This window comes from Arthrobacter humicola (assembly GCF_039531445.1).
Taxonomy (GTDB): domain Bacteria; phylum Actinomycetota; class Actinomycetes; order Actinomycetales; family Micrococcaceae; genus Arthrobacter; species Arthrobacter humicola.
Genome location: NZ_BAAAQB010000019.1, coordinates 139,017 through 162,613, shown reverse-complemented (window position 1 = coordinate 162,613; position 23,597 = coordinate 139,017). Strand labels below are relative to the sequence as shown.

Sequence of the window (23,597 nt, the reverse complement as noted above, 5' to 3'; positions counted from 1 at the left end):
AGGCCGGACCCGGCTCATTCCAGCAACAACGGGGGCACAGTGTTTTTCCTTGAACCTGAAGTGCCGGGATCATCACCGGATCTGGTCTACTCCGCGAGCGACCTTGTGGTGGCTGCCAGCTGCGAGTACCAACTGCTCCGCAAGCTCGACGAGAAGCTGGGCCGCTCCCCCAAACCGGACTTCGGCGTCGACGAGATGCTCGAACACGCCGCCAAGCTGGGCGACGTCCACGAGCGCAGGGTCCTCGCGGATTTCGTCGAAGAGTTCGGCCCCTGGGATCCGGCCACCGGACGCGGCGTGTACGACGTCGCTCCTGCCGACAGCATGGATCGCGCCACCTTGGCGGCCAAGCACGCCGAGTCCATCGAGGCACTGCGGGCGGGCGCCGACGTCGTCTTCCAAGCAGCCTTCTTCGACGGCCAGTTCCATGGCCGCTCCGACTTCCTGGTGCGGCAGCCGGACGGAAGCTACGCCGTGTTCGACACCAAGCTGGCGCGCCACGCAAAGGTGACGGCACTGCTTCAACTTGCCGCCTATGGGGACCAGCTCCTGAAGGCCGGCATCGCACCGGATCCGGCAGTCACCCTGGTTCTCGGCGCCACCGTCCCGCTCCCGGGCGGCGGCTTCGACTACCTCCGCAGCCACCACAACTTGCCGGACATCCTGCCGGTGTTCCTAGAGAGGCGCGAGCGCTTCCTCACCCTGACTTCTACGCACATGGCACAGCCCAACACCGCGCAATGGGGTGCGCCCGGGCTGACCGCCTGCGGCCGGTGCGATTACTGCCAGGAGATGGTCAAGGCCACCGATGATCTCCTCCTCGTGGCGCGGATGAACTCCGCGCAGCGCAAGGCACTGCACGAACGGAAAATCTTTACGGTCAAGGACCTCGCCGAGGCACACCTTCCCGGGGCGAACAGCGCGCTGCGTCGCCTGCAGGACCAGGCCCGAATGCAAAGCGGCGTTGGCGCCTACGACGGGGAAGTCCGGTACGTCAAGGACGGCGAAGAGCACATCATCCGCTTTGCGGTGCTTCCGGAAAAAGCGCTGGCGGAACTGCCGTCGCCCTGCGAGGGCGACATCTTTTTCGATTTTGAGGGCGACCCTCTCTGGCAGGAAAGCGCCACGGGGGTCTGGGGGCTGGAGTACCTGTTCGGCGTCATCGAAGCACCGACGCAGCCCGGCGTCCCCGGGGTTTTCCGGCCCTTCTGGGCGCACAGCCGGGAGGCCGAGAAGCAGGCGTTCCTGGATTTCCTTGACTATGTGGAGCAACGCCGGCAGACGTACCCGGATATGCACGTCTACCACTATGCCGCCTATGAGAAGACGGCCCTCCGCAAGCTCTCCGTGATGCACGTGGCCGGCGAGGACACCGTCGACCGCTGGCTGCGTGAGGGGCTTTTGGTGGACCTCTACCAGACCGTCCGGAACAGCATCCGGATTTCCGAGAACTCCTACAGCATCAAGAAGCTTGAGCCGCTGTATATGGGGACAAACCTGCGCTCGGGGGACGTGAAAGACGCCGGAGCCTCGGTTGTTGCCTACGCCCAGTACTGCGAGGCCCGCGACTCCGATCAGCCCGAGGAGGCAGCCAGAATCCTCTCCGGGATCTCCGACTACAACGAATACGACTGCCTCTCCACGCTGGAGCTGCGGAACTGGCTCTTGGGCTTGGCCCGGGAGCGCGGGATCGGACCGGGTACCGGAGCGGAAGCGGTCCCGGCCGAACTTCGCGCCCCCGCCGATCACGCCGAGGCAGATGCCGGCCTCGGACCCGCTGAGCTTGCCCTGGCCGAGTTCCTCGAGCCAGATTCGGGGCTGCCGGACGCGGATCGACAAGCGGTCGCCATCCTCGCCGCGGCCGTGAGCTACCACCGTCGCGAACGCAAGGCGTTCTGGTGGGCGCACTTCGACCGGTGCGAGAACGGACCGGACGCGCGCCACCCGCAGGACCGCAACGTGTTCCTGGTCGAGGACGCTGTGGCCCTCGAGGACTGGTGGAGGGACGGGACCAAGCTGCCCGAACGCAGGGTGAAGCTGATCGGTACCGTGACCGCCGGCTCGGATCTGCGTGAAGGCAGCATCTGGTTCCGCATGTACGAGCCCCCGCTCCCCGCGGGACTCGCAGGCACTGGCATCAACGGGACCGGCCGGAACGGCTGGTTCGGCACCGAAGTTCTGGAACTTGGCGAGGAAGACGGCCGGGACACGGTCATCATCCGGGACAAGCTCAAGAGGAACATCGAGCCGTACGCCCAACTGCCGATGGCGCTGACCGAAGACCAGCCCATCGCCACCAAGAATCTCGAGGAAGCGCTGGCGGCGCTGGCCGACGACGTCGCGGCGGGTTTGCGCGCTTCCCGGTCCGGAGCCAGCCGGTTCGGGAAGCATCCAGCCCTCGACCTCGTGCGCAGAGTGCGTCCGCGGCTTGCCTCGGGGGCGCCCCTGCCGGTGCCTGGACAGGGCCCGGAACGCTTCGTTGACGCCATCACGGAGGCCATCGCGGCCCTGGACCATTCATACGTGGCGGTCCAGGGGCCCCCGGGGACGGGCAAGACCCATGTGGGATCGCATGTGATCGCCCGGCTCGTCTCCCGCGGGTGGAAGGTTGGCGTCGTCGGCCAGTCGCATGCGGTGGTCGAAAATCTGTTGCGGACCGCAGTCACGAAGGCCGGCGTCGATCCCGCCCGGGTCGCGAAAGACGTCAAGCACCGGGATCCGCTGCCCTGGAACCAGCGTTCCGCCCAGGATGTGGCACGGCTGCTCGAGTCCCCCGGCGGCGCCCTCATCGGAGGCACCGCGTGGACGATGACCGGGGCCACCGTGCCGCGCGGCTCGCTCGATCTGCTGGTGATCGATGAGGCCGGTCAGTTCTCGCTGGCCAATACCCTCGCCGTGGCGCAGGCCAGCAGCCGTCTCCTGCTGCTCGGCGACCCGCAGCAGCTTCCCCAGGTCAGCCAGGGTTCACACCCTGAGCCGGTCGACGATTCGGCCCTCGGCTGGATCTCCGCCGGTCACGCCACCCTGCCGCCCGAACTCGGATACTTCCTTGCGGACTCGTGGCGGATGACGTCGCCGTTGTGCCGGGCCGTGTCCGAACTCTCCTACGAGGGACGGCTCGTCTCGGCACCGGCCGCCGACGCCCGGCGCCTGGACGGTGTTGCCGCGGGTATCGAAACGGTGATGGTCGAGCACCAGGGTAACGTCACGTCCTCGCGCGAGGAGGCTGACGAAGTGGTCCGGCAGGTGCAGCGGCATGTGGGCCGCGGTTGGCACACGGAGGACGGCACCCGGCCGTTGGCTGAATCCGACGTCCTCGTGGTGGCGGCCTACAACGCGCAGGTCAACCTGATCCGCGAGGCCCTCAATGCTGCCGGGCTGCTGCGTGTGAAGGTGGGAACCGTGGACAAGTTCCAGGGTCAGGAAGCCGCCGTGGTGATCGTGTCCATGGCGTGTTCGGCAGTGGCGGAGGCGCCCCGGGGAATGGAGTTCCTGCTCTCGACCAACCGGATCAACGTGGCGGTGTCCCGCGGGCAGTGGCGTGCGGTCATTGTCCGCGCGCCGGAGTTGACCAACTATCTCCCCACACATCCCGAGGGCCTGGAACAGCTGGGTCGGTTCATCGGCCTGTGCCAAAGGTCAGTCCGCGCCTAGCTCCAAGGGAACATGCTCATTGTTCACTCGTCATTTCGAGGACATGCTCATTCTTTGCCTTGGCCAAGGGACATCAGGGCATCATGTCCATCGCTCGCGGTCAGGGCTGGACATGCTCACGCTTCGCTAGCCATGTCGGAGAACATGCCCAATCACAGGCTGTTACAGCATGGGACATGCTCATTCACAGGCAGCTACAACACGGGACATGCTCATTGTTCACGCGTGACCCCAAGGAACATGCTCATTCTTTGTCGTGACCAAGGGACATCAAGGCATCATGTCCATCGCTCGCGGTCAGGGCTGGACATGTCCCGCGGGCGCCCGCGAGCAGCAGTGCCTCGTCGAGGACGCGCCCGAAGTTAGCGGGGTTGTGCGCGAAGCGGCCCAGGAACAGGCCGGAGACACCCTCGAGCATCGGCAGCATACCGGGCTTGGCCGAACCGCCGTAGATGATCGGAAGCCCGGGCACCCCGGCCGTGGCCAGGCGCCCGCGGAGCCCGCGGACGACGTCGGACACGTAGGCCGCGGCCGCTGGCTCGGCCGCGCCGATGGCCCAGACCGGTTCGTAGGCCACCACCAAACGGCCGGCGCGGTTCCAGTCGCCGTCGACGGCCGATGCGATCTGGCGGTACACATGGTCCGCCGCGGCAGCCGACTCCCCGGCCTCGGTCTCCCCCACGCACAGCAAGGGCGTAAGCCCGGCGTCGTCGGCTGCCCGAGTCTTGAGGGCCACCATGGCGTCGTCTTCGCCGAAGTGCCGGCGTCGTTCGGCGTGGCCGATTTCCACGAGGCGGACGCCCAGCTCCGCGAGCATGGACGGAGCCACTTCCCCGGTCCACGGGCCGTCGGCCCAGCCACAGTTCTGCGCCCCGAGCATCAGCGGCGACCCCTCTAGTAGCCGGGCTGCCGCGGGCAGGACGGGGAAGGACGGAATTACAAACGGGACAACCCGCCCGGCCGCGAGGGCCGGACGGGCGTCCACTTCTTTCCGCAACTGCTCCAGCCACGCCAGGCTGTCCCGGTAGCCCAGGTACATCTTGGTGCTGACGCCCACCAGAATGCTCTGGCGGGAAGCCTGGCGGCTGGAAGTCTGCTGCATTGCGGGTGCTTTCTGCTGGGTCCAGGGACTGCGGTCCTGGGAGCTGCGGCCTCACGGGCTGGGCCTCGGACTGCGGTCTTGGGGCTTCGACGTCGAAGCCGGTTACTGCTCCAACAGCTCGTCGGCCTTGTTCCGGAATCTCTTGGTTGCGAACATCATGGCCGCGGCCAGGAACGGCAGCACGCCCAGTGCGTAGACACCCATGGTTCCGGTGTCGGATGCCGTGATCTGGTTGACGGACGTCCGCAGGATCGGGGCGACGAAGCCGCCCAGGTTGCCCAGCGAGTTGATCAGGCCAATGCCTGCGGCTGCAGCCGTTCCGGTCAGGAACGCCGTGGGGTAGGACCATGCGATGGGACCGATGGACAGGAAGCTGCAGACGGCCAGGCTGATGAAGACGATGCCGAGGGCCGGAATGTGGTTGGCACCGGCCCAAGCCGAGCCGAAGATGCATAGACCGGTGGAGATGAAGAGTCCGGTGCCCCAGACCCTGCGGCGGATCACCGTATTGGCTGCCTTGCCGATGAAGTAGCAAGCGAAGATGCCGAAGGACCACGGGATTGCCGCCATGAGTCCGACGGCGAGGCCCACCTTTTGCCCGGTCAGTTGCGCCACCTGTTGCGGCAGGTAGAAGGTGACGCCGTAGACGGCGACCTGCAGGCAGAAGTAGATGACCGTGAAGTACCAGACCTTGCCGTTCTTCATGGCAGCCAGCACACCGCGCGGGCCGGTCTCTTCCTTGACGCCGTCCTCCAAGGCCATGACGTCCAGGAGCGCCTTCTTCTCGTCCTTCTCCAGGAACTTGGCGTCCTGCGGGCTGTTGATGAGGAAGAAGTACGCCGCGACACCGGCCAGGACGGCCAGCATGCCTTCGACGAAGAACATGACCTGCCAGCCCTGGACGCCGGGGACCTGGTCGCCGATGTTGATGAGCCAGCCGGACAGCGGTGCGCCCATCATCTGGGAAAAGGGCTGCGCGAGGTAGAAGATCGCGAACATCTTGACCCGGACTTTGTTGGGGAACCACGCGGCCAGGAACATGATGACACCCGGGAACAGGCCGGCCTCGGTCACACCCAGCAGGAAGCGCAGGATGATGAAGGACGTCTCGCCCTGCACGAACGCGAAACAGGCGGAGACGATGCCCCAGGTGATGGCGATGCGGGCCAGCCACACCTTGGCCCCGAACTTGGTCAGGAGCAGGTTGCTCGGAATTTCGAACAAGGCGTAGCCGATAAAGAAGATCCCGGCGCCCAAGGCGAAGGCGCCAGCGCTAATGCCCTTGTCCACTCCGAGGGCCGCCTCGGAAAAGCCCACGTTGGTGCGGTCCAGGAACGCCACCACGTACAGGATGACGAGCATCGGCATGAGCCGCCGGGACGCCTTGGAGATGGCCGACTTCAGGACCGGTGTCTCCAGGAGATCCCTGGTGGAGGTTGTTGCTACGGACATCAAAACTCCTCATTGAGTGAATCAGTTGAGTAGATCAGGAAGGTAGAACAGGTCGAACGAGCAGATGGAACGGGTGGAGACGCAGAGGTGTAAGGCAGAGGTGCAAAGCAGATGGGTGAAGCGAGCGGGCGAAGCGCCGGCTAACGGGATAAGGCCATCATCAGGATTCCGGCCACGCAGGCCAGGATCCCGACGGCGAGATAGATCTTCCGTCCTTTGCTCCAGCTCGCGAATCCGGCGGGAGCGGCAGTCTTGCTGTGGTGTGCCACGGGACTACTTCCTTAGTGCATGTAGAGTCCGCCATCCACATTCAGCGTCTGCCCGGAGATGTAGCCGGCGTCCTCGCTGATGAGGAAGGCGATGGCGGCCGCGATATCCCGGGTGGAACCGACGCGGTTGACCACGAGGTCTTTGGTGAGTTCGTCTTTGCGTTCCTCGCTGAGCGTGCCGCCCATGATGTCGGTGTCGATGGGGCCTGGGGAGATGGCGTTGACGGTGATGTCGTAGGGGCCCAGTTCCCGTGCGGTGGACCGGGTCAGGCCGATCACGCCGGCTTTGGCCACCGAGTAGGGCGTCTTGGAGTAGGTCCCGCCGCCGCGCTGGGCTGAGACCGAGGAGATGTTGACGATCCGCCCGATTCCGTTCTTGACCATGGATTCGGCCACGCGGCGGGTGGCGTAGTGGACACCGTTGAGGTTGATGCCGAGCACCCGGTCCCATTCGGCGGCGTCAAGTTCCAGGTACGGGACCGGCGAGCTGACGCCGGCCACGTTGGCGAGTGCCACAATCTGGGGCAACTCGGCCTCGATCTCGTCGATGGCGGCACGGACGGATGCCTCGTCGCAGACGTTGGCGCCCGCGCCGTAGGCCTTGACGCCGTGCTCCGCGGCCAGTTCCTTGGCCGTTGCCTTGCACCGGGCGTCGTCGAGGTCAATGATGCCGACGTTCCAGCCCTGCGCCGCGAGGTAGGTGGCGGTGGCGCGGCCGATGCCGCGCTCGGATACGGCGCCGGTGACGATTGCCGTGCGTTCGGCGGGGAAAATGCTCATGGGATTGCTCCTGAAAAGTGCGAAAGAAGAAGTAGGTTCAGTTGATCGGGGCGGGACCAAGGTCCTCCAGGAGCTGCTGCATCGCCACGTACGCCTTGTTCCGGTACGCGATCAGCTCCGGTGTGCGCTCGGCCGGCACGTTGAGGAATCCGGCGCCGGACTTGGTGCCCAGCTTGCCTGCCTCCACCAGATCGGTGAGGATCTGCGGCGTCGCAAAGCGTTCGGGGAAGTCGGTCTGAAGGGACTTGTAGCAGAAGTTATAGACGTCCAGTCCGGCCATGTCGGCGATGGCGAACGGTCCGAAGAACGGCAGCCGGAAGCCGAAAGTGGTGCGGACCAGGGTGTCGATGTCTTCCGCGGTCGCGATCTCCTGCTCCACCAACTGCGCTGCCTCGTGGAACAGCGCGTACTGGAGCCGGTTGAGCACGAATCCGGTCACGTCCTTGACGACGGCGGTCTGCTTCCCGGCGGCGTGCACGAGGTCGCGGACGGCGCCGACCGTGGCCGCCGAGGTGCCGGCGTGAGGGATGATTTCGACGCCGGGGATGAACGGCGAGGGGTTGGAGAAGTGCACGCCCAGGAACCGTTCCGGGTTGGTGACGGGCTCGGACAGGTCCGCGATGGAGATCGTGGAGGTGTTGGATCCGATGATGGCGTCCGGGCGGGCGGCGGCGCTGATCCGGGCCAGGGTCTGGTGCTTGATCGCGATGACCTCGGGGACGGCTTCTTCGATGAAGTCGGCGTCGGCCACGGCTTCCTCAATGTCCTTGGCGGGCCACAGGTTTTCCTTTAGGAGCTCCGTGGAGCCTTGCGGGAACAGCCCGGCGGCAACGAATTCGTCCGATTCCGTCAGCAACCGCTCGTAGTTCTTCTGCGCCACTTCGGCGGACACGTCAGCCAGCGCGACGCGCGCGCCGCCGAGGGCCAGCACCTGCGCGATCCCGCCGCCCATGTAGCCGGAGCCGACGACGGCGATCTTGCGGGCGGCGTTGATGGCGCCTGCGGTGTCCGGTGCTGTGCTCGTTTCAGGAGCCGGGGCGTTGGTTGTTGATTCGGTCATGGTCAGACTGCCTTCGTGTAGTCGGGCTCGTAAGAGCAGATGGCGTCCACCTTGGCGGCGGAGGAGGAGTTTTCGTCGAAGTGGTGGCCCAGCCATTCACTCACGAGCTTCTTGGCGAGTTCCAGGCCGATGACGCGCTGGCCGAGGGTGAGGACCTGGGCGTTGTTGCTCAGGACCGAGCGCTCCACGGAGTAGGCGTCGTGGGCGGTGACGGCCCGGATGCCAGGGACCTTGTTGGCCGCGATCGCCACGCCGAGGCCGGTGCCGCAGATCAGCAGCGCCCGGTCGGCGTCGCCGTCGGCGACTTTCCGGGCCGCATCGACGGCCACGTGCGGGTAGGCGGTGGAGTCGTTGGCGCCGACTCCCACGTCCTGGACGGACGCCACCCGGGGATCCGCTTCGAGCAGCGCCTTCAGCGCGTTCTTGTATTCGACGCCGGCCTCATCGTTGCCGATGACCACGCGCCAGCCTGTTGCTGCGCTCATGCTTGTGCTCCTTGTTCCGCCGGCTCGGGGTTGACGAGCCGGGTTCCGGTAGGGGAAATGTGTGCAGAGATCCGCGTCGCGATGAGGGCGAAGGACACCGCGCCGGGGTCGGGGTGGCCGAGGCTCTTTTCGGCAAGCGGGCGGGCCCGGCCTTTGAGCGGGCGCAGCTCGGCGGTCCGGTCTGCGGCGGCCGTGGCGGAGGCCGCCGCTGCGGCGAGCGAGGCAGCCACTGGGGTGCCGGCGTCGAACGCGGTGAGGAAGGCATCCCGGAACGGCAGCAGGGCGTCCACCATGGTCTTGTCCCCGGGCTCGGCCTTGCCGAGAGCGGTGATGGCGTCGGTGAAGGCGGTGACCGCGGCCGCCGCGTCCTCGCCGCTGTAGCTGTCCCGGTTGCCCAGAGCCAGCCCGGCCGCGATGACCGCGGAGCCCCAGAGGGCGCCGGAGGTCCCGCCGGCGCGTTCGCTCCAGGCCTCCCCCGCAACGGTCAGGATCCGCGCAACTGATGCACCGCCGTCGTTCGCGGCTGCCTGCCGGGCCGCCGCGACGGCCGCATCGACGCCGCGGCGCATACCGATCCCGTGGTCGCCGTCGCCGGCGATGGCGTCCAGCCGGCCCAGTTCTTCTTCATGCTCGACGACGACGTCGCGCACCTGCCCGAGGAGCTCTACGGCCAGCCGCCCGAGGGCTGCCGCCGCCGGGGTGGGGCGCTCGACGTCGGCGGCCTCCTCGGCTTCCGGCCCGGCGAGTTCGCGGCGGGCCCGGGACGCCAGGTTGCCCTTGCGGAACGCCGGAGTGTCGGCCGGGGCGGCCCAGTACTGCTCGAGTTCCTCGTCCAGCCACAGCAGGGTCAGGGAGAGTCCGGACATGTCCAGACTGGTGACGAGTTCGCCGCATTCGGGCTCCACCACAGTGAGCCCGGCGGCGGTGAGGAGTTTCTCGATCTTGCCGTAGAGCAGGAAGAGTTCGTCGTACTTGACGGTGCCCAGGCCGTTGACGATCGCCACCACACGGGTGCCGGCGTCGTCCGGTTTGTCGGCCAGGAGCTTGCTGACGAGGAGGTCGGCCAGTTCAGAGGCGGTGGGCATGGGGTGATCGGAGATGCCGGGTTCGCCGTGGATGCCCAGGCCGAGGGACATGTGCCCCGGAGGGACAGAGAACAGCGGCGCCTCCGCCCCGGGCAGGGTGCAGCCGTCGAAGGCCACGCCGAGGGAGCGGGTGCGGTAGTTGGTGCGGATGGCCAGACGCTCGACGTCGTCCAGGTTCAGTCCCGCCTCCGCGGCGGCGCCGGCGATCTTGAAGACTGTCAGGTCCCCGGCGATGCCGCGGCGCTTCTCGATCTGGTCCAGCGGGGCACTGGCGATATCGTCGGTGACCAGGACGGTGCGGGTCTCGATGCCTTCGGCATTGAGCCGCAGCTGGGCCTGGCCGAAGTGCAGGACGTCACCGGCGTAGTTGCCGTAGCTCAGCAGCACGCCGCCACCGGCGTTGGCCACCTTGGCTACCCGGTAGACCTGGCCGGCCGCGGGCGAGGCGAACATGTTGCCGCAGGCCGAGGCGGTGGCCAGTCCCGGGCCGACGAGGCCGGCGAACGCCGGGTAGTGCCCGGAGCCACCGCCGACCACCAGGGCGACCTGCCCGGCCGGGACCTCGGTGGAGCGGACGACGCCGCCGTCGACACGGGCCACGTAACCGCGGTTGGCTGCCACGAAGCCGTCCAGTGCCTCATCCGCAAAGTCAGCGGGGTTGTCGAAGATCTGGGTCATGGTTTCCTCATTGAATCCGTGTTGGAGAAGTGGATCTGGGGTGAAACGGGGTGGTGCGGCCGCCCCCAATCGGCTAGACGGCCGCACCAGGCGCCGGGTCAGACGCTGGAAAGTTCCGCCGTCGCGGGCTGCTGCCGTCCTTGGGCCACCTGGCTCTGGCCGAGGGCGTAGCCGTCGGTCTTCGGCAAGACCTGGCGGCGGAGGTAGTCCTGGTTGCTGGCCGTGACGCTGAGGCCGTCGCCGCCGTAGTGCTCGGTGCAGAGGATTCCTTGGAAGCCGACCGAGAGCGCCACCTTGAATGCCTCGCGGTAATTGATGAGGCCGCTTTCCATCGGGGCCGGCATCGCGACGTAAGTGTTCCGGGCGACGTCCTCGTCGCGGATGTAGTTCTTCATGTGCCAGTAGTTGGAGTACGGGAGGGTCTTTGCGACCATCTCGCGCCAGTCCTCGATCGGCCGGTGGAGCCGGATGAGGTTGCCAAGGTCCGGGTTGAGGCCGACGTTGGCCAGTCCAATGTCCTGGACCAACTGGACGGACGAATCCGCGGTACCGAGATAAGTGTCCTCGTACATTTCGAGCGAGAGCAGGACGCCGACGTCGGCCGCGTGCCGCCCCAGTTCCCGGAGCCGGGTGACGGCGTTGTTCCAGACTTCTTTGTCCCCAACCGGGTCTTTGTGGCCTTCGACGGTCCAGAACCAGAGCTGTTTCTGCTGCTCGGCGGTGATGGCCTGGTGCAGTCCGAAGGACACCACTTCGCAGCCGAGTTCGGCGGCGGCGTCGATGGTGCGGTGGCTGTAGGCGAGGTTGGCTTCCCAGTTGCCAGCCTCGATGACGCTGCGGCGGATGGCTGAAATGACAGGGATGCCGATGCCGACGTTGTCCGCGGTCTGCTTGAACTCGGCAAGCCGGGCGGCGCTGAGGTCGCCGGGACGGACCCAGCTGTCCGTGAGGTCCGCGTTGGCAAAGCCGGCGTCCTTGACTTCCTGCAGGACGTCGGCCCAGGCGGATGCCGGGGCGTCGTTGATGGGGGTGCCCTGGGCGTCGGTGCCGGGGAACTGCAGCAGCGCCGCGGTGATGGGCCAGTTTTCGGCGGTGTAAGCCATGGGTCACTCCTTCGTGGAATCCTGTTTCCTATAGGATTTACTATCGAAAGGGTGTTGTCAAGGTCACATCGGGGTCATTGGCAACAATCGAAGATCCTATAGGCATTCTTCGTTCGCGTGAAGGGATCTCCGGGAATGCTGGGTGGTCAGTCTGCCGGCGCGTCCGCAATGGCCCGGCCGCGCACCTTGCGCACGTGCTCCGCCATGGCGGCCTCAGCCTTCTGCGGGTCTCCCGAGGCCAACGCATCCAGGACGGCCTGGTGTTCGGCGATCGCGTGGTCGGCGTCGGTGATGCCTACTCCCCCGAACAGGCGGAAGCGCTGGATCTGTCCGCCGAGGGCGGCATAGGCGGCCACCATGAACTGGTTGCCGGTCTGCTCGGCGATGAGCCGGTGGAACCGCTCGTCGGCTTCGAGGTAGCCGCGGAATTCGGCAAAGGACGGCCCGCGCGGCGCGTCCTTGAGGTCCGCCACCGCCTGTTCCAGTTCCTTGAGGTGATTCGGCGTCAGCCGGACGCACGCCAGGCGGGCGTTGACCGGCTCGATCGCAAGCCGGGCCTCCATGAGCTCGGCGAAGTCTTCCTGGGTGAACACCGGAGCAACCCGGTAACCCTTGAGCGCGACCCGCCGCACCATGCCGGTGTGCTCCAGCCTGGCCAGCGCCTCCCGCACGGGCGTGGGTGAAACGTCGAGCTCCCGGGCGGTCCCGTCGATGCTCACCGCGGCACCCGGTTCCAGCCGGCCATCCATCAGCGACGCCAGAAGTTCTTCATAGACGTGGTCCGCCAGGACCTGCCGGCTGACGGGGCGGCCCGCGGGACGCCCCTCAGAGGCGCTGCCGGTGGAAGCTAGTTGCATGTTCAGATCCTATAGGACTGGGGTGGAAGCGTGCGTGGGGAGGCTCCCTCCGGGACATGCTCATTTGCACTGCTCACGAGTGGACATGCCCCTCCCCGGGGGCTGCACCAGCGGCAACGGACCACGGGACATGCCCAGCCACGCGACCAGCCAAGGCACATGTCCTTTGGCGCGTTGTAACAGTGGACATGTCCAGTGCCCCAGGGACGCGGAGCGGGACATGTCCAGCCGCACGTGTCATCGCGGAGCATGTCCATCCGCAGGACCGCTCAACGAGGGACATGCTCATTGTTAAATGCCAGCAGCGGACAGAATGGCATTCTGTCCACTGCTCGTGGCCGAAGCTGGGCATGTCCACTGGCCATGATGTGCCGCGAGGGACATGCGCAGCCGCGAGGGACGCGGCGGGACATGTCCAGCCGGGGGTCCGTCGCAGTGCACAAAGTGCGCAGCGGGTGTGCTTCAAGGCGCGACGTAACCCCAAGGTGTACTGATGCGGTGGACATCTCCAGCCTTAGACCTGGTCAATGAGGGACATGCTCGTTGTTAAATGCCAGCAGTGGACAGAATGGCATTCTGTCCACTGCTCGTGGCCGACGCTGGGCATGTCCAGCGGCCAAGACGTGCGGCGAGGGACATGTCCAGCCGCGAGAGGGTGCTCCGGCGGGGCATGTCCAGCCGGTGGCCCCGTCGCTGCCTAGTTCTGGTAGGCCGGGTAGTCCGTGTAGCCCTCGGCGCCGGCGGCGTAGAAGGTGGAGGGGTCGGGCTCGTTGACGGGCAGGCCTTCGCGCCAGCGGCGGGCGAGGTCCGGGTTCGCGATGGCCGGGCGTCCGACGACGACGGCGTCCGCGTGACCGTCGGTCACGAGTGCCACTGCCTCGTCGCGGGTCGTGATGACGCCAAAGCCGGTGTTCACGAGGAAGGTCCCGCCGAAGCGAGCGCGCAGGTCCTGGACGAGTGCACTCGTGGGCTCCTTGTGGAGGACGCTGAGGTACGCGAGCTTCAGGGGAGCCAGCCTGTCGACCAGCCGGCCGTAGGTCTCCCGGACATCGGCAGCATCCAGCTCGAGGGCGCCCTGGACGTTGTGTTCCGGCGAAATGCGGATGCCCACCCGGTCCGCGCCGAGGGCTGCAACAACGGCCTCGACCACTTCGAGGACAAAGCGGGCGCGGTTCTCGGGCGAACCACCGTAGATGTCATCGCGCTGGTTAGCGGACGGAGCGAGGAATTCGTGGAGCAGGTAACCGTTGGCGGAGTGCAACTCCACGCCGTCGAACCCTGCCTCGACCGCCTTGCGCGACGCCGTGACGAATTCGTCGACAATGCCCGGCAGTTCCTCGGTGGTGAGGGCGCGCGGAACGGGGAACGGCTGCTTGCCCGCGTAGGTTCGGGTTTCGCCGTCGATCGCGATGGCACTGGGCGCCACAACTTCATGACCACCATTGGTGTCCTGGTGCGTGACCCGGCCGGCGTGCATGACCTGGGCGAAAATCCGGCCGCCTTCGGCGTGGACGGCCGCGGTGACGTTGGACCAGCCCTCGAGCTGCTCCGGGGTCACCAGGCCGGGCTGGCCCGGGAAGCCCTGGCCCGCGTGGCTCGGGTAGGTGCCCTCGCTGACGATCAGGCCGAGCGAGGCGCGCTGGCGGTAGTGTTCCACAACCAGCGGCCCCGGGATTCCTTCCCGGCCCGAGCGAAGGCGGGTCAGCGGCGCCATCACGAGACGGTTGGGCAGTTCCAGCTCGCCGAGGGTCATCGGGGAAAACAGCATGCGCAATTCCTTTCACAGTGAAATGGGTTCACTGGCGGCAACTGCGAGGCGTCTGCAACTATTCCTGATGAGACTCGAATCACTACGGGTGGACGATGATTTTCACCGCGGTGTCGTTGTGGTTGATCAGCGTGTCGAACCCCTGGTCCACCAGATCATCCAAGGCGATTCTTCCGGTGATGAAGGGTTTGAGGTCGACTTTTCCGTCCTGGACGAGCTTGATGGCGGCCGCATGATCACCGCAGTAGGCGATGGTGCCGCGCAGATCGATTTCCTTCAGCACGACTTTCTGCATGTCCACCGTGGCCGGATGCCCCCAGATCGATACGTTGACGACGACGCCCGCGGGCTTGACGACGTCGAGCATCGTGTCCAGCACGGCATTCACGCCGGCACATTCAAACGCCGCGTTGGCCCCTGCGCCGCCGGTCAGTTCCAGCACGCGCGCCTTGACGTCAACTGAGCTCGGGTCGAGAACGTGATCGGCAACCCCGGACGAGGCCGCTTTGTCCTTGCGGGCGGTCGACAGCTCGGTGACGATCGTAGTGATGCCGATGCCTTTGAGGACCGCGGCGGTAAGCAGGCCGATGGGTCCGGCTCCTCCGACGACGGCGACGTCCCCGGCCTTGAGCCCGCTGCGGCCGACGGCGTGATACGCCACCGCGAGGGGTTCGATGAGAGCGGCCTCATCCAGAGGGATGTCTCCGACGGCGTGCACCCACCGGGCGTCGACGACCACCTTCTCGCTCAAGCCGCCACCGCCGCCCGCCAAACCGATGAATCCCAGCTTCGTGCACAAGTTGTAGTGTCCGCTGAGGCACGGGCCGCATTCATTGCAGACGAAGTACGGCTCCACGACGACGCTGTCTCCGACCGCCAGGCCACTGACCCCTTCCCCGAGTTCCTCGACCGTGCCGGAAAACTCGTGCCCCAGGGTGACCGGCGCGGCCTCGTGGGAAAGTACGTGGGGGTTGCCGGGAGGCGGGGTGAAGATGGGCCCTTCCAAGAATTCGTGGAGGTCTGTGCCGCAGATGCCGCACCAGGCGACCGCGATCTTCACCGCCCCCGGACGCAGCTCAGGCTCAGCGATATCTTCGATCCGGAGATCCTTACGGGCGTGGAATCGTGCTGCTTTCATGGTGTATCGCCTTTGCATTCCAGGCCGTGGATGCGCCCGATAAGGCGCATCCACGGAATGTCATTGGTTTCTCACAACGGAGCCTTAACCCCAGTCTGGTTGCCGTGTCTGTGATTGTCACGGGCCGTTCGAATCAGTTCAATTCAGCGCGCGTGGTGTGTGGGCTGAAGCTCGAAGACCGGCGTCGGCAGTCCTTCCATCCTTGCCTTGAGCTGCAGCGCCAGATAGTTGGAGTAGTGCCGGCTCTGGTGCAGATTGCCGCCGTGGATCCACAGGTTCTCCACGTTCGTGGGCTTCCACATGTTGCGCAGTTCGCCCTCCCACGGCCCCGGGTCTTTCGGCGTCTCCGATCCATACCCCCAGCACTTGCCGACGGCGTCGGCCACCTCGGGCGAGACCAGATCGGCCAGCCAGCCGTTCATGGACCCATAGCCGGTGGCGTAAATGATGACGTCCGCCTCCAGTTCCGTGCCGTTGGCCATCACGACCGAATTCCCGGTGATCTTGCCGATCTCGCCGTTGGCGAGCTTGACCCGGCCGTCGATGATCAGCTGGGAGGCACCGACGTCGATGTAGTAGCCGGAGCCGCGCCTGAGGTACTTCAGGAACAATCCGGAGCCGTCAACACCGAAGTCCAGGTCAAAGCCGGCAGCCTCCAGCTCGGAATAGAACTCGGCGTCGCGCTCGGCCATCTCCGCATACACCGGGATCTGGGCTTCGGGCAGGATCCGGTACGGCAACGAGGCAAACAGGAGATCGGCCTTCTCCGTGGTGACGCCGTTGGCGAGCGCCTGTTCGGAGTACAGGCCGCCGAGCGCCAGGTCCATGAGGGATTCGCTGCGGGCGATGTGCGTGGAAGACCGCTGGACCATGGTGACGTCCGCGCCGTGCTCCCAGAGGTCCGCGCAGATATCGTGCGCGGAATTGTTGGAACCGATAACCACGGCTTTCTTCCCGGTCCAGTCTCCGCCGCCCGGGTGCTTGGACGAGTGGTATTGCTCCCCTAGGAAGGACTCGGCGCCGTCGAACACGGGAACGCTGGGGTACCCCGAGACGCCCAGGGCGAAGACGAGTTGCTTGGGGCGCAGGGTGACCGGTTCGCCGTCGCGCACCACCTCCACCACCCACTCCTGGGATGCTTCATCGAAGCGGGCGCTGGTGCACTCGGTCTTGGACCAGTAATTCAGCTCCATGATCCGGGTGTAGTTCTCGAGCCAGTCGCCGATCTTGTCCTTCGCCGCGAAAACCGGCCAGTCGTCGGGGAACTTCATGTAGGGCAGGTGGTCGTACCAGACAGGGTCGTGCAGGTGCAGGGACTTGTAGCGGTTGCGCCACGAGTCACCCGCGCGCTCATTCTTTTCGATGATGATGGTGGGCACGCCGAGCCTGCGCAGCCTCGCACCCAGCCCGATCCCTCCCTGGCCGCCGCCGATAATCACGGTGTAGGGCTGGTCTTCGTAGCCGAGCCGCGCTTCTTGCTCTTCCTTCAGTTCCAACCAGGACTTGCGGCCCTTCGTGATCTGATGGGCCACTCCCTTCTCCCGGTTCGGCCCCTTCTTTTCCTCAAAGCCCTTGAGCTCCTGCATGGTGGTGAGCAGGGTCCAGCATTTGCCGTTGCGGAGACGCAGATGGGCGTAGCCGCGGGCCTGGCCGGTCTCGAAATTGACCCAGGCCTCGGCGTTCGCAGCGTCCCCGGTGGCGTCCTCGGCGAGGGCCCAGTTGCTGGGCTGCACGTCGTCAAGGGTCGCCTCCAGCATGCGACGAATGTCCTCTTTACCCTCGAGGGTCTTGAGGTTCCAGGTGAAGGAGACGAAGTCGCGCCAGTACGAATCGTCGTCGAAAAGCTCCAGTGCGGCGTCCGTGTTGTGGCTGCGCAGTGCCTCTTCGAACTGCGCCAACCACGCCCCGACGACGCCGTTTGGTGTCTCAGGCATGATTCCTCTTTCTATTGCTGACAGTGGGTCGCTCCCGTTGCGTGACCCCTAGACCACACAGTGACCCGCATCACAAGTAAAAGTCGCAGGGGGTTACAATCGGGTTACACGGAGCTCTCAAGCCGTTGTCCGGCGCTCACAGCAGCCGACGGCGGCGGCGAAGCGGCGGGGAACCGGCCGGGTGCGACGATTCGAGGGCGAGTTGGGAGAATGAGCATGCGGCAGGGCAATGGCTCCATCACGCACCCCTCAGACCTCAGGTTTTCGGCGCCGGCGGAGTACGCCCGGACGCTCCGGGCGGCTCACGAGGCCACTATTTCCGGCAATCCGGATCCGCACCTGCCGCCGTCGCTCATCAAGTCCTGGCAGCGGTCTCTGGCATTGGGCATCAATCCGGACCAGCACCGGCCGCCCCACCGGCATGAGGTCTCGGAGGCGCGCTCCCTAAGTGCCGGCCACCGGCTGGCCGCTGTCATGCCCGCGCTGTCGCAGTTGCTGGCCGATGAGACCGTGACCGGCCGCCATTTGCTGATCGTGACTGACCACGAGGGCGAAGTCCTGTGGCGCGTTGGCAGTAAGCAGGCGTTGCGGCTCGCGGACTCCCTGGAGTTCGTCGAGGGCGCCGACTGGTCCGAGTCCGGCGTCGGCACCAACGCCATCAGCGAGGCGTTGGTGACCGGCGCCCCGGCGCAGCTCTTCTCGGCCGAGCACCTTGTGCGGACCCATCATGAGTGGGCGTGCACCGCATCCCCCATTCGCGATCCTTTGACGGGCGAAATCGTCGGCGTCCTGGACGTCTCCGGTCCGTTCGAATCGGTCACGCCGGACAGCCTGCGGCTGGTCCGGTGTGGGGTGCGGCTTGCGGAGGAACTGCTGAAATCGGTTCCGGCTCCCGGCGGCGGCGTCCGGCGTCCGGGGCAGCCGGCACTACGTGACGAGCGGACACTGCGCGACGGCGGCGCCCGGGAACAGCTGCTGCTGCGGCTGCTGGGAGACTCACCATCGGCGGCGCTCGACGGCGGCACCAGACGCCCGCTGACGTTGCGCCGTGCCGAGATCCTGGCTCTGTTGGCCTCGCGCGACCAGGGCTGGAGTGCCGACGAACTGGCGTACGAGATCCATGGCGACGCGGGAACCGGGGCGGCGATCCGGACCGAGATGCACCGGATCCGCAGCATCCTGGGCGATGTCGTGGAAGCGAACCCCTACCGATTCTCGCCAACCGTCACCGTCGTGACGGATGCCTCGGTCGTGGCCGGCCATCTGCGGGAGGGGCGTGTGGCCGAAGCCTTTGCGGCTTACCCGGCGAAACTGCTCACCCGTTCGACCAATTTGGCGGTCGGGTTTATGCGCGACGAGCTCAACCTGGCAGTGGGGGCCTCCGTACGGTCCAGCGGCGATGCTGGGCTGATGCTGCAATGGTGCACAAGCGATATGGGATCCTCCGACACGGCAACGGCGGCGGCCGCGGCCGCATTGCTCGGACCGGGTGATCCCCGCTGCCAGCTGGTGAGCGCCCGGATGGACCGGGTAGACCGGGAGTTGCGAGCCTAGCCACGGGCTGTGGTGCCGCCTCAGGGAGGCGGCGCGACGCCGGGGCAGCCTTGGCCTTGGGGGTTCTGCAGGCACGTGTCCGCGTAATTCCTGGTGATCGACCGCCAGACGCTGATGGTCTGCGGGGGCGAGCTGAATTGTCCTTGGCCGGGAATCGGCAGCGCCGGTCCTCCATTTACGGAGTAGGTGCCTTGGAAATGCGTTGTCAGGACCACCGGGAAGTCGCCGGTCTGGGAGTAGACGTGGCTCGTCAGGGTCTTCTCGCCCCACCGGTCCTGCGGAAGCGGTCCGCCGGGCGCCGTTTGCGGACCCAGCGACGTGCCGTCGCCGTAGTTCCAGGTGTATTCGACGGGTTTCGCCACAATGGAGACCCTCTGGCCCAGCATGTCGACGCCAAAGGTTTGCTCGACGGCTTCCGCATAGAAATTTGTCTCTGCGCCTCTCAGAGTGTGTGGACTCGGCTGCATGACGGCATTTCCTGGACTGACCGGCAGCTGCTGAAATTTAGTCTGGATCTGCGCCGCGATCTTGCTCAGGACGTCTTCGGGCTTCTCCAAGTAGACACAGCGGTCGGGCGAAATGCGGCTCCAATCATTCGGTCCCGCAACAACTAGCTTCCACCACCATCGAACCGGGCGGCCGTTTTGGCCAGCGTTACATTCTGCCGTCGCCGCGAGACAAGCAAGATCGAAGTTGTTGTTGTCTATCAGGCACAGGTAGTCGAACCTGTATTGGAATGGGCTCTCCGGAACAGTCCCCGGCGCATCCACCCAAACTCCGAACGTCGAGTCATATCTCCATACGCCCACTCCCGTCTCGTTCCAAAAAACGTCCGATGCCTCAGCGCTGGCCGACGGGACACCGGTTAGCGAAAGACAAACGACAACGGCGAATACAGCCCTGATACCCCACCGCCTTGGTCCTGAGCGCTGGAGGCGATTCATGCACCGATCCGGTCAACATCCATCGCAATCCAACGACCGTCGGAAAAGCGGAGAATCATGATATCTGCGAGCACTTGTGAGGGCGGCACGGACTTCTCGACACTTGAGTCAGGTCGATACAGGGTTCCCGCCGATTGCTCCAATTGTGTGGTCACTTGGTAGCTACCCTGGGATGTCTTGACGAAGTTGGTATAGGCCCCCTTCGCTTGGACCAACCCTCCCGCGATCCAACGTCCTTCCGAGTTCCACTCCACAATTCCCGGGCGCACCTTCGCGCATAACCTGCACGAGGAATCGGTCACCTCGTCCATCAGTCGGAATTCCCCCGTCTGATACGCGTAGTTCAACAGCGTGTACCAGTGCTTTGCGAATGCGATCGCGCCTTCCTTCGTTTCCGCTTTCGCTGCCTCGGGCAGTACCGGAACAGGGACGTTCTGAGCCCTACCCGAGGCGTCGGCGGGTTTGTAGGCGGCCGTGGGCGTCGGAGTGTTGCTAGGAGTCGTCGATGCGGCCGGGCTTTGGGAGTCGGAAGGTGAGGATCCGGGAGGTGGCGCTCCACCTCCGGTACAAGCGGAGACCGACATCAGGGAGAGCGACACCACGGCGACCGTGCAGGCGCGCCAGGGACCGGAAAACGAACTGCGAGATGTCATGGTCAGCTACTCCCCCGATAGAAATCAAGACGCGCGAAGCCAAGCAATTGCTTAAGGGTAACCGACGTCACATTTTGGTCAACAAAGTTATCCACAGGCGCGTGATTGACGCGGCTTTCGCCGCCCCGGACGGCTGGCCCTCAGTCCTTTAGCCCCTAGCAATCGTCGGCTCGTTTCAGAACAATGAACCCATGATGTTCGAACACGAAGACGGCAATCCCATCCTCAAGCTGGACGACGAGCAAAGCTGGAAACTGATCGAGGGCACAAAACACGGCAGGCTCGTGGTCACCGTGGCCGGAGACCCCGACATCTTCCCTGTGAATTACGCGGTCAGCGGCCGGAAATTATTCCTCCGCACCGCCCCGGGAAACAAACTGGCCGAGCTCACCATCAATTCGAAGGTCCTCTTCGAAACGGACGGCATTCTGTCCGAGGAAGCGTGGTCTGTGGTCCTGCGAGGCACCGCGCGCGTTCTTGACCAATCGGCCGATATCGCCGAAGCCGAGGCCCTCGGACTGAAACCCTGGGTTCCAACATTGAAGGACTTCTACGTAGAAATTACGCCAGCGTCGGTCAGTGGCCGACACTTCCAGTTCGGCGAACACCCTGAACGGGAGATCTAGGGCCCGACGTCGTCTCCCGGCCGCCGTTCGGCGTCCGGCATCGCCGGGGTCTCGTTGCCCGTCGGTCACAGTCCGCGCTGACGCCCCGGGACCCGCCCTGGGACCTTCCCGGGGACCTGCCCGGGGCGGCCGCCTAGACTTGAATGATGGCGGACAAGCTGACCCCCGAGCGGCGCAGCTGGAACATGTCCCGCATCCGGGGCAAGAATACGAAGCCCGAAATGCTGGTCCGCAAGCTGCTGCACGCAAAGGGCTACCGGTACCGGCTGCACGGCAGCGCAGCCGGGGGCAAACTCCCGGGCAACCCGGACCTCGTCTTCGCCGGCCGGCATAAAGTCATCTTCGTCAACGGCTGCTTCTGGCATTTCCACGATTGCCGGGCGGGGCAGCACGCGCCCCAAGCCAATGCGGAATTCTGGGAAACAAAGCGCACGCGGACCCGGAACCGCGACGCCGAGCAACGGCTCCAGCTCGAACGCGATGGCTGGGAGGTTCTCACCGTCTGGGAATGCGAGCTCAAGGACCCATCGGCGCTGGAGGACCGCCTCGAGGCTTTCCTGCAGCGCACGCCGCCGGCATGAACCGGCATCGACGTCCGGCCTAAGCCGGCATCGGCCTCCACCTCGAATCAGCAAAAACCATGAGAAGTCCTGCGTGTCGCGTGGCCCGGCTTCCGGTTCAGGCAGGTGGTCTCCGCTACTATTCGAATTCGGGGACCTTAGGCACTATTCGGTCAGTACCACTACGTACTGCAAACACGGGAGAGCGCATGCCGCACTTGCTGATGTCCAACGACGAGCCCGACACGGCTGCTACGCCGGCAGATTCCAGTCCCTCAGATTCCAGTCCCATACATCCCAGTTCCACAGTCCTGCAGTTCCGTCCCCTCAGCCACTCCACACACCGTGCCGTCCGGCCCCGCCGGTTCCGCGGAGCGGACCCGGATCTTGAACCCTTGCGTCGGCAGTCGACCTCAATCATTAATGAGGTTCTCGCATCGACCAATCCGGATGATGCTGAAGCGCAGGACAAACTGCTGTGGCATGTCGCCAACAACCCGGGCCAGCCGGAAAAAGCGCTTCTGGACCACCTGCTGACCGTGGGCGTCCGGCAGGACGAATCCGCCTAACGCGCTGAGCAGTTTAGCTGGCTGACCTGTCGATACTGGCCTGCCGGAGCACTTCGCCCCAGGACTGCTGGGCCAGATCTGCCACCGAGGCAAGAATTTGCGACGGCGGCAAGGACAAATCCAGCGGGAACTCGACAATGTCGATGTCGGTGTTGAGGATCCGGCGCAGCTTGATTTCCCCGGCGCCCGGGTAAATGATCCATGCCGTCGGCACCCGCAGCGATGTGCAGTAGGCCAGCATCCGGTAGTGATCGCCCGAGAGCGATGCGCCGGCGTCGGCTGCTGCTTTGTACTTGGCGTCGTACACCATGACGGGCCGGCCGCCGAGGAAATGGACTGCCCCGGGCTGCACGACGATCCTGTCCGAGTCGCGGACGGCCTCGTTGAGGAGTGCGTTGTAGCGCAGCCGCATCTCGCCGGGGAAGGCAGCCATGGCTTCGCGCAGGGCCGTCCCGACAAAGTCCTCGAACACTTTCGCCATATCTACCACGAACGACGCCGACTGCTGTTTGCCGTCGCCGGCCTCCGCCGAGGCGTTCCGCAGGATCAGCTCGGCGAGCCGGAGAGCCGCGTGGTAGCGGGTGTTCATCCGGCTGGGCCGCCACTGCGGCAGCGGCGCGCCGGACTGAAGGCGCGTCACGGCGTCGAGCTTTCCCTTTAGCTGGCGCAGCCGGCTGAGGACTTCCGGCCGCACGCGCGGCACTTGGGACATCCGTTCCAGCGCGGCGCGCAAAATCCGGTTCTCCGCGATATTCTCGGTGAATTCGTCGTACGAGACTTCCAGCGGGACCAGCATTCCCGGCCGGCGGGAAATTTGGTCCGAGATCCGGATCCGGCCCTTGACGGTCCGCAGGGATTCCTCCACCATCAGGTACCCCTGCAGCACGCCGCGGCTCAGCGCCCGGTCGGCAAGCTGCGCCAGGGACTCGGCCAGCGCGCTCCAGAGATCGGTGTGCTCCACGGCGGCGACGGATTCGTCGCGGAACCCTTGATCCCCGGCGTAGCCGAGCAGGAACAGGAGCCGGCTCAGACCGAGCCGTCCCTTCGGCCGCACCTCCAACTGGACGGTGGGGGTGCGCACCGAGCCCACCTTGCCGACGGGTTCAATCCGGTACAGGCCCATGCCCATCGGCGAGGCTTTTGCCAGGCCGCTGGCATTGACGTAGGCCGCGGTGTCCGGATCAAGCCGCTCCACGACGCCGGCGGAGAGCTCGTCGATGACAAGGTGCCGCCCGGCCACCGCGCCGCCGCGCCCGGCTACAGCCGGGCCAGACGCCGCCCGGGCCGGCATGCCCCGTCCGGGCCCGCCCGGCCCCAGTGCGCCCG

The 23,597-nt window shown here is 65.7% G+C and carries 20 protein-coding genes; 5 read left to right on the top strand and 15 right to left on the bottom strand.

Going from position 1 to position 23,597, the window contains the following annotated elements:
• The first annotated feature begins 39 nt into the window (after positions 1 to 39).
• Entirely contained in the window at positions 40 to 3,654 is a 3,615-nt protein-coding gene (locus ABD243_RS07180; protein ID WP_344363752.1) for a TM0106 family RecB-like putative nuclease, read from the top strand.
• A 244-nt stretch (positions 3,655 to 3,898) separates the two neighbouring features.
• Here ABD243_RS07180 and ABD243_RS07175 read toward each other — a convergent pair whose 3' ends face one another.
• The 12 genes from ABD243_RS07175 to ABD243_RS07120 form a co-directional block, all read right to left on the bottom strand.
• On the bottom strand, positions 3,899 to 4,756 hold the full coding sequence (locus ABD243_RS07175) for a triose-phosphate isomerase family protein (RefSeq protein WP_344363749.1): 858 nt from the start codon (positions 4,754 to 4,756) through the stop codon (positions 3,899 to 3,901).
• Positions 4,757 to 4,858: 102 nt separating this feature from the next.
• Positions 4,859 to 6,208, bottom strand: coding sequence for an MFS transporter (locus tag ABD243_RS07170; protein ID WP_344363747.1), 1,350 nt, complete (start codon positions 6,206 to 6,208; stop codon positions 4,859 to 4,861).
• A 140-nt stretch (positions 6,209 to 6,348) separates the two neighbouring features.
• Entirely contained in the window at positions 6,349 to 6,477 is a 129-nt protein-coding gene (locus tag ABD243_RS07165) for a hypothetical protein (protein ID WP_272914163.1), read from the bottom strand.
• A gap of 12 nt (positions 6,478 to 6,489) precedes the next feature.
• Entirely contained in the window at positions 6,490 to 7,257 is a 768-nt protein-coding gene (locus tag ABD243_RS07160) for an SDR family NAD(P)-dependent oxidoreductase (protein ID WP_344363744.1), read from the bottom strand.
• A gap of 37 nt (positions 7,258 to 7,294) precedes the next feature.
• On the bottom strand, positions 7,295 to 8,317 hold the full coding sequence (locus tag ABD243_RS07155; protein ID WP_344363741.1) for a 3-hydroxyacyl-CoA dehydrogenase family protein: 1,023 nt from the start codon (positions 8,315 to 8,317) through the stop codon (positions 7,295 to 7,297).
• A 2-nt stretch (positions 8,318 to 8,319) separates the two neighbouring features.
• A complete protein-coding gene (locus ABD243_RS07150) occupies positions 8,320 to 8,802 on the bottom strand; it encodes a ribose-5-phosphate isomerase (protein ID WP_344363739.1) in 483 nt (160 codons plus the stop codon).
• Complete coding sequence (gene dhaL / locus ABD243_RS07145; protein ID WP_344363736.1) at positions 8,799 to 10,565, bottom strand: dihydroxyacetone kinase subunit DhaL; 1,767 nt, start codon at positions 10,563 to 10,565, stop codon at positions 8,799 to 8,801. Before dhaL ends, ABD243_RS07150 begins: the two co-directional genes overlap by 4 nt.
• Before the next feature lie 98 nt (positions 10,566 to 10,663).
• Positions 10,664 to 11,668, bottom strand: coding sequence for a sugar phosphate isomerase/epimerase family protein (locus ABD243_RS07140; RefSeq protein WP_344363734.1), 1,005 nt, complete (start codon positions 11,666 to 11,668; stop codon positions 10,664 to 10,666).
• Positions 11,669 to 11,814: 146 nt separating this feature from the next.
• On the bottom strand, positions 11,815 to 12,525 hold the full coding sequence (locus tag ABD243_RS07135) for a GntR family transcriptional regulator (protein ID WP_344363731.1): 711 nt from the start codon (positions 12,523 to 12,525) through the stop codon (positions 11,815 to 11,817).
• Between the two features lie 697 nt (positions 12,526 to 13,222).
• Positions 13,223 to 14,293, bottom strand: a complete 1,071-nt coding sequence (locus ABD243_RS07130) for an alkene reductase (RefSeq protein ID WP_344363729.1) — start codon at positions 14,291 to 14,293, stop codon at positions 13,223 to 13,225.
• A gap of 82 nt (positions 14,294 to 14,375) precedes the next feature.
• On the bottom strand, positions 14,376 to 15,431 hold the full coding sequence (locus ABD243_RS07125; protein ID WP_116768486.1) for a 2,3-butanediol dehydrogenase: 1,056 nt from the start codon (positions 15,429 to 15,431) through the stop codon (positions 14,376 to 14,378).
• A gap of 143 nt (positions 15,432 to 15,574) precedes the next feature.
• Complete coding sequence (locus ABD243_RS07120; RefSeq protein ID WP_344363725.1) at positions 15,575 to 17,365, bottom strand: NAD(P)-binding domain-containing protein; 1,791 nt, start codon at positions 17,363 to 17,365, stop codon at positions 15,575 to 15,577.
• A gap of 216 nt (positions 17,366 to 17,581) precedes the next feature.
• Here ABD243_RS07120 and ABD243_RS07115 point away from each other — a divergent pair, with 216 nt between their 5' ends.
• Positions 17,582 to 18,919 (top strand): helix-turn-helix domain-containing protein, encoded by a 1,338-nt coding sequence (locus ABD243_RS07115; protein ID WP_344363723.1) that lies wholly within the window; start codon positions 17,582 to 17,584, stop codon positions 18,917 to 18,919.
• A gap of 20 nt (positions 18,920 to 18,939) precedes the next feature.
• On the opposite strand, the gene ABD243_RS07110 is transcribed toward ABD243_RS07115, so the two are convergent.
• Complete coding sequence (locus ABD243_RS07110; RefSeq protein WP_344363720.1) at positions 18,940 to 19,476, bottom strand: PKD domain-containing protein; 537 nt, start codon at positions 19,474 to 19,476, stop codon at positions 18,940 to 18,942.
• A 383-nt stretch (positions 19,477 to 19,859) separates the two neighbouring features.
• Positions 19,860 to 20,516 carry a DUF6318 family protein gene (locus tag ABD243_RS07105; protein WP_344363717.1) on the bottom strand — a complete coding sequence of 219 codons (657 nt, stop codon included), beginning with the start codon at positions 20,514 to 20,516 and terminating at the stop codon, positions 19,860 to 19,862.
• A 191-nt stretch (positions 20,517 to 20,707) separates the two neighbouring features.
• On the opposite strand from ABD243_RS07105, the gene ABD243_RS07100 reads away from it, so the two are divergent.
• The 3 genes from ABD243_RS07100 (at position 20,708) to ABD243_RS07090 (ending at position 22,271) form a co-directional block, all read left to right on the top strand.
• Positions 20,708 to 21,142 (top strand): pyridoxamine 5'-phosphate oxidase family protein, encoded by a 435-nt coding sequence (locus ABD243_RS07100; protein ID WP_116768482.1) that lies wholly within the window; start codon positions 20,708 to 20,710, stop codon positions 21,140 to 21,142.
• Positions 21,143 to 21,288: 146 nt separating this feature from the next.
• Positions 21,289 to 21,723, top strand: a complete 435-nt coding sequence (locus ABD243_RS07095; RefSeq protein ID WP_116768481.1) for a very short patch repair endonuclease — start codon at positions 21,289 to 21,291, stop codon at positions 21,721 to 21,723.
• 374 nt (positions 21,724 to 22,097) lie between these two features.
• Complete coding sequence (locus ABD243_RS07090) at positions 22,098 to 22,271, top strand: hypothetical protein (RefSeq protein ID WP_161958257.1); 174 nt, start codon at positions 22,098 to 22,100, stop codon at positions 22,269 to 22,271.
• Between the two features lie 13 nt (positions 22,272 to 22,284).
• Here ABD243_RS07090 and ABD243_RS07085 read toward each other — a convergent pair whose 3' ends face one another.
• Positions 22,285 to 23,562, bottom strand: a complete 1,278-nt coding sequence (locus ABD243_RS07085) for a 5-methylcytosine restriction system specificity protein McrC (protein WP_425547147.1) — start codon at positions 23,560 to 23,562, stop codon at positions 22,285 to 22,287.
• Positions 23,563 to 23,597: the final 35 nt, after the last annotated feature.

Coding starts and splice junctions, on each gene's coding strand:
- ABD243_RS07125 (WP_116768486.1), bottom strand. CDS start 15,431: ATGAAAGCAGCACGATTCCACGCCCGTAAGGATCTCCGGATCGAAGAT.
- ABD243_RS07085 (WP_425547147.1), bottom strand. CDS start 23,562: ATGCCGGCCCGGGCGGCGTCTGGCCCGGCTGTAGCCGGGCGCGGCGGC.
- ABD243_RS07105 (WP_344363717.1), bottom strand. CDS start 20,516: ATGACATCTCGCAGTTCGTTTTCCGGTCCCTGGCGCGCCTGCACGGTC.
- ABD243_RS07140 (WP_344363734.1), bottom strand. CDS start 11,668: ATGGCTTACACCGCCGAAAACTGGCCCATCACCGCGGCGCTGCTGCAG.
- ABD243_RS07175 (WP_344363749.1), bottom strand. CDS start 4,756: ATGCAGCAGACTTCCAGCCGCCAGGCTTCCCGCCAGAGCATTCTGGTG.
- ABD243_RS07120 (WP_344363725.1), bottom strand. CDS start 17,365: ATGCCTGAGACACCAAACGGCGTCGTCGGGGCGTGGTTGGCGCAGTTC.
- ABD243_RS07135 (WP_344363731.1), bottom strand. CDS start 12,525: ATGCAACTAGCTTCCACCGGCAGCGCCTCTGAGGGGCGTCCCGCGGGC.
- ABD243_RS07160 (WP_344363744.1), bottom strand. CDS start 7,257: ATGAGCATTTTCCCCGCCGAACGCACGGCAATCGTCACCGGCGCCGTA.
- ABD243_RS07115 (WP_344363723.1), top strand. CDS start 17,582: ATGCGGCAGGGCAATGGCTCCATCACGCACCCCTCAGACCTCAGGTTT.
- ABD243_RS07155 (WP_344363741.1), bottom strand. CDS start 8,317: ATGACCGAATCAACAACCAACGCCCCGGCTCCTGAAACGAGCACAGCA.
- dhaL (WP_344363736.1), bottom strand. CDS start 10,565: ATGACCCAGATCTTCGACAACCCCGCTGACTTTGCGGATGAGGCACTG.
- ABD243_RS07095 (WP_116768481.1), top strand. CDS start 21,289: ATGGCGGACAAGCTGACCCCCGAGCGGCGCAGCTGGAACATGTCCCGC.
- ABD243_RS07130 (WP_344363729.1), bottom strand. CDS start 14,293: ATGCTGTTTTCCCCGATGACCCTCGGCGAGCTGGAACTGCCCAACCGT.
- ABD243_RS07100 (WP_116768482.1), top strand. CDS start 20,708: ATGATGTTCGAACACGAAGACGGCAATCCCATCCTCAAGCTGGACGAC.
- ABD243_RS07150 (WP_344363739.1), bottom strand. CDS start 8,802: ATGAGCGCAGCAACAGGCTGGCGCGTGGTCATCGGCAACGATGAGGCC.
- ABD243_RS07170 (WP_344363747.1), bottom strand. CDS start 6,208: ATGTCCGTAGCAACAACCTCCACCAGGGATCTCCTGGAGACACCGGTC.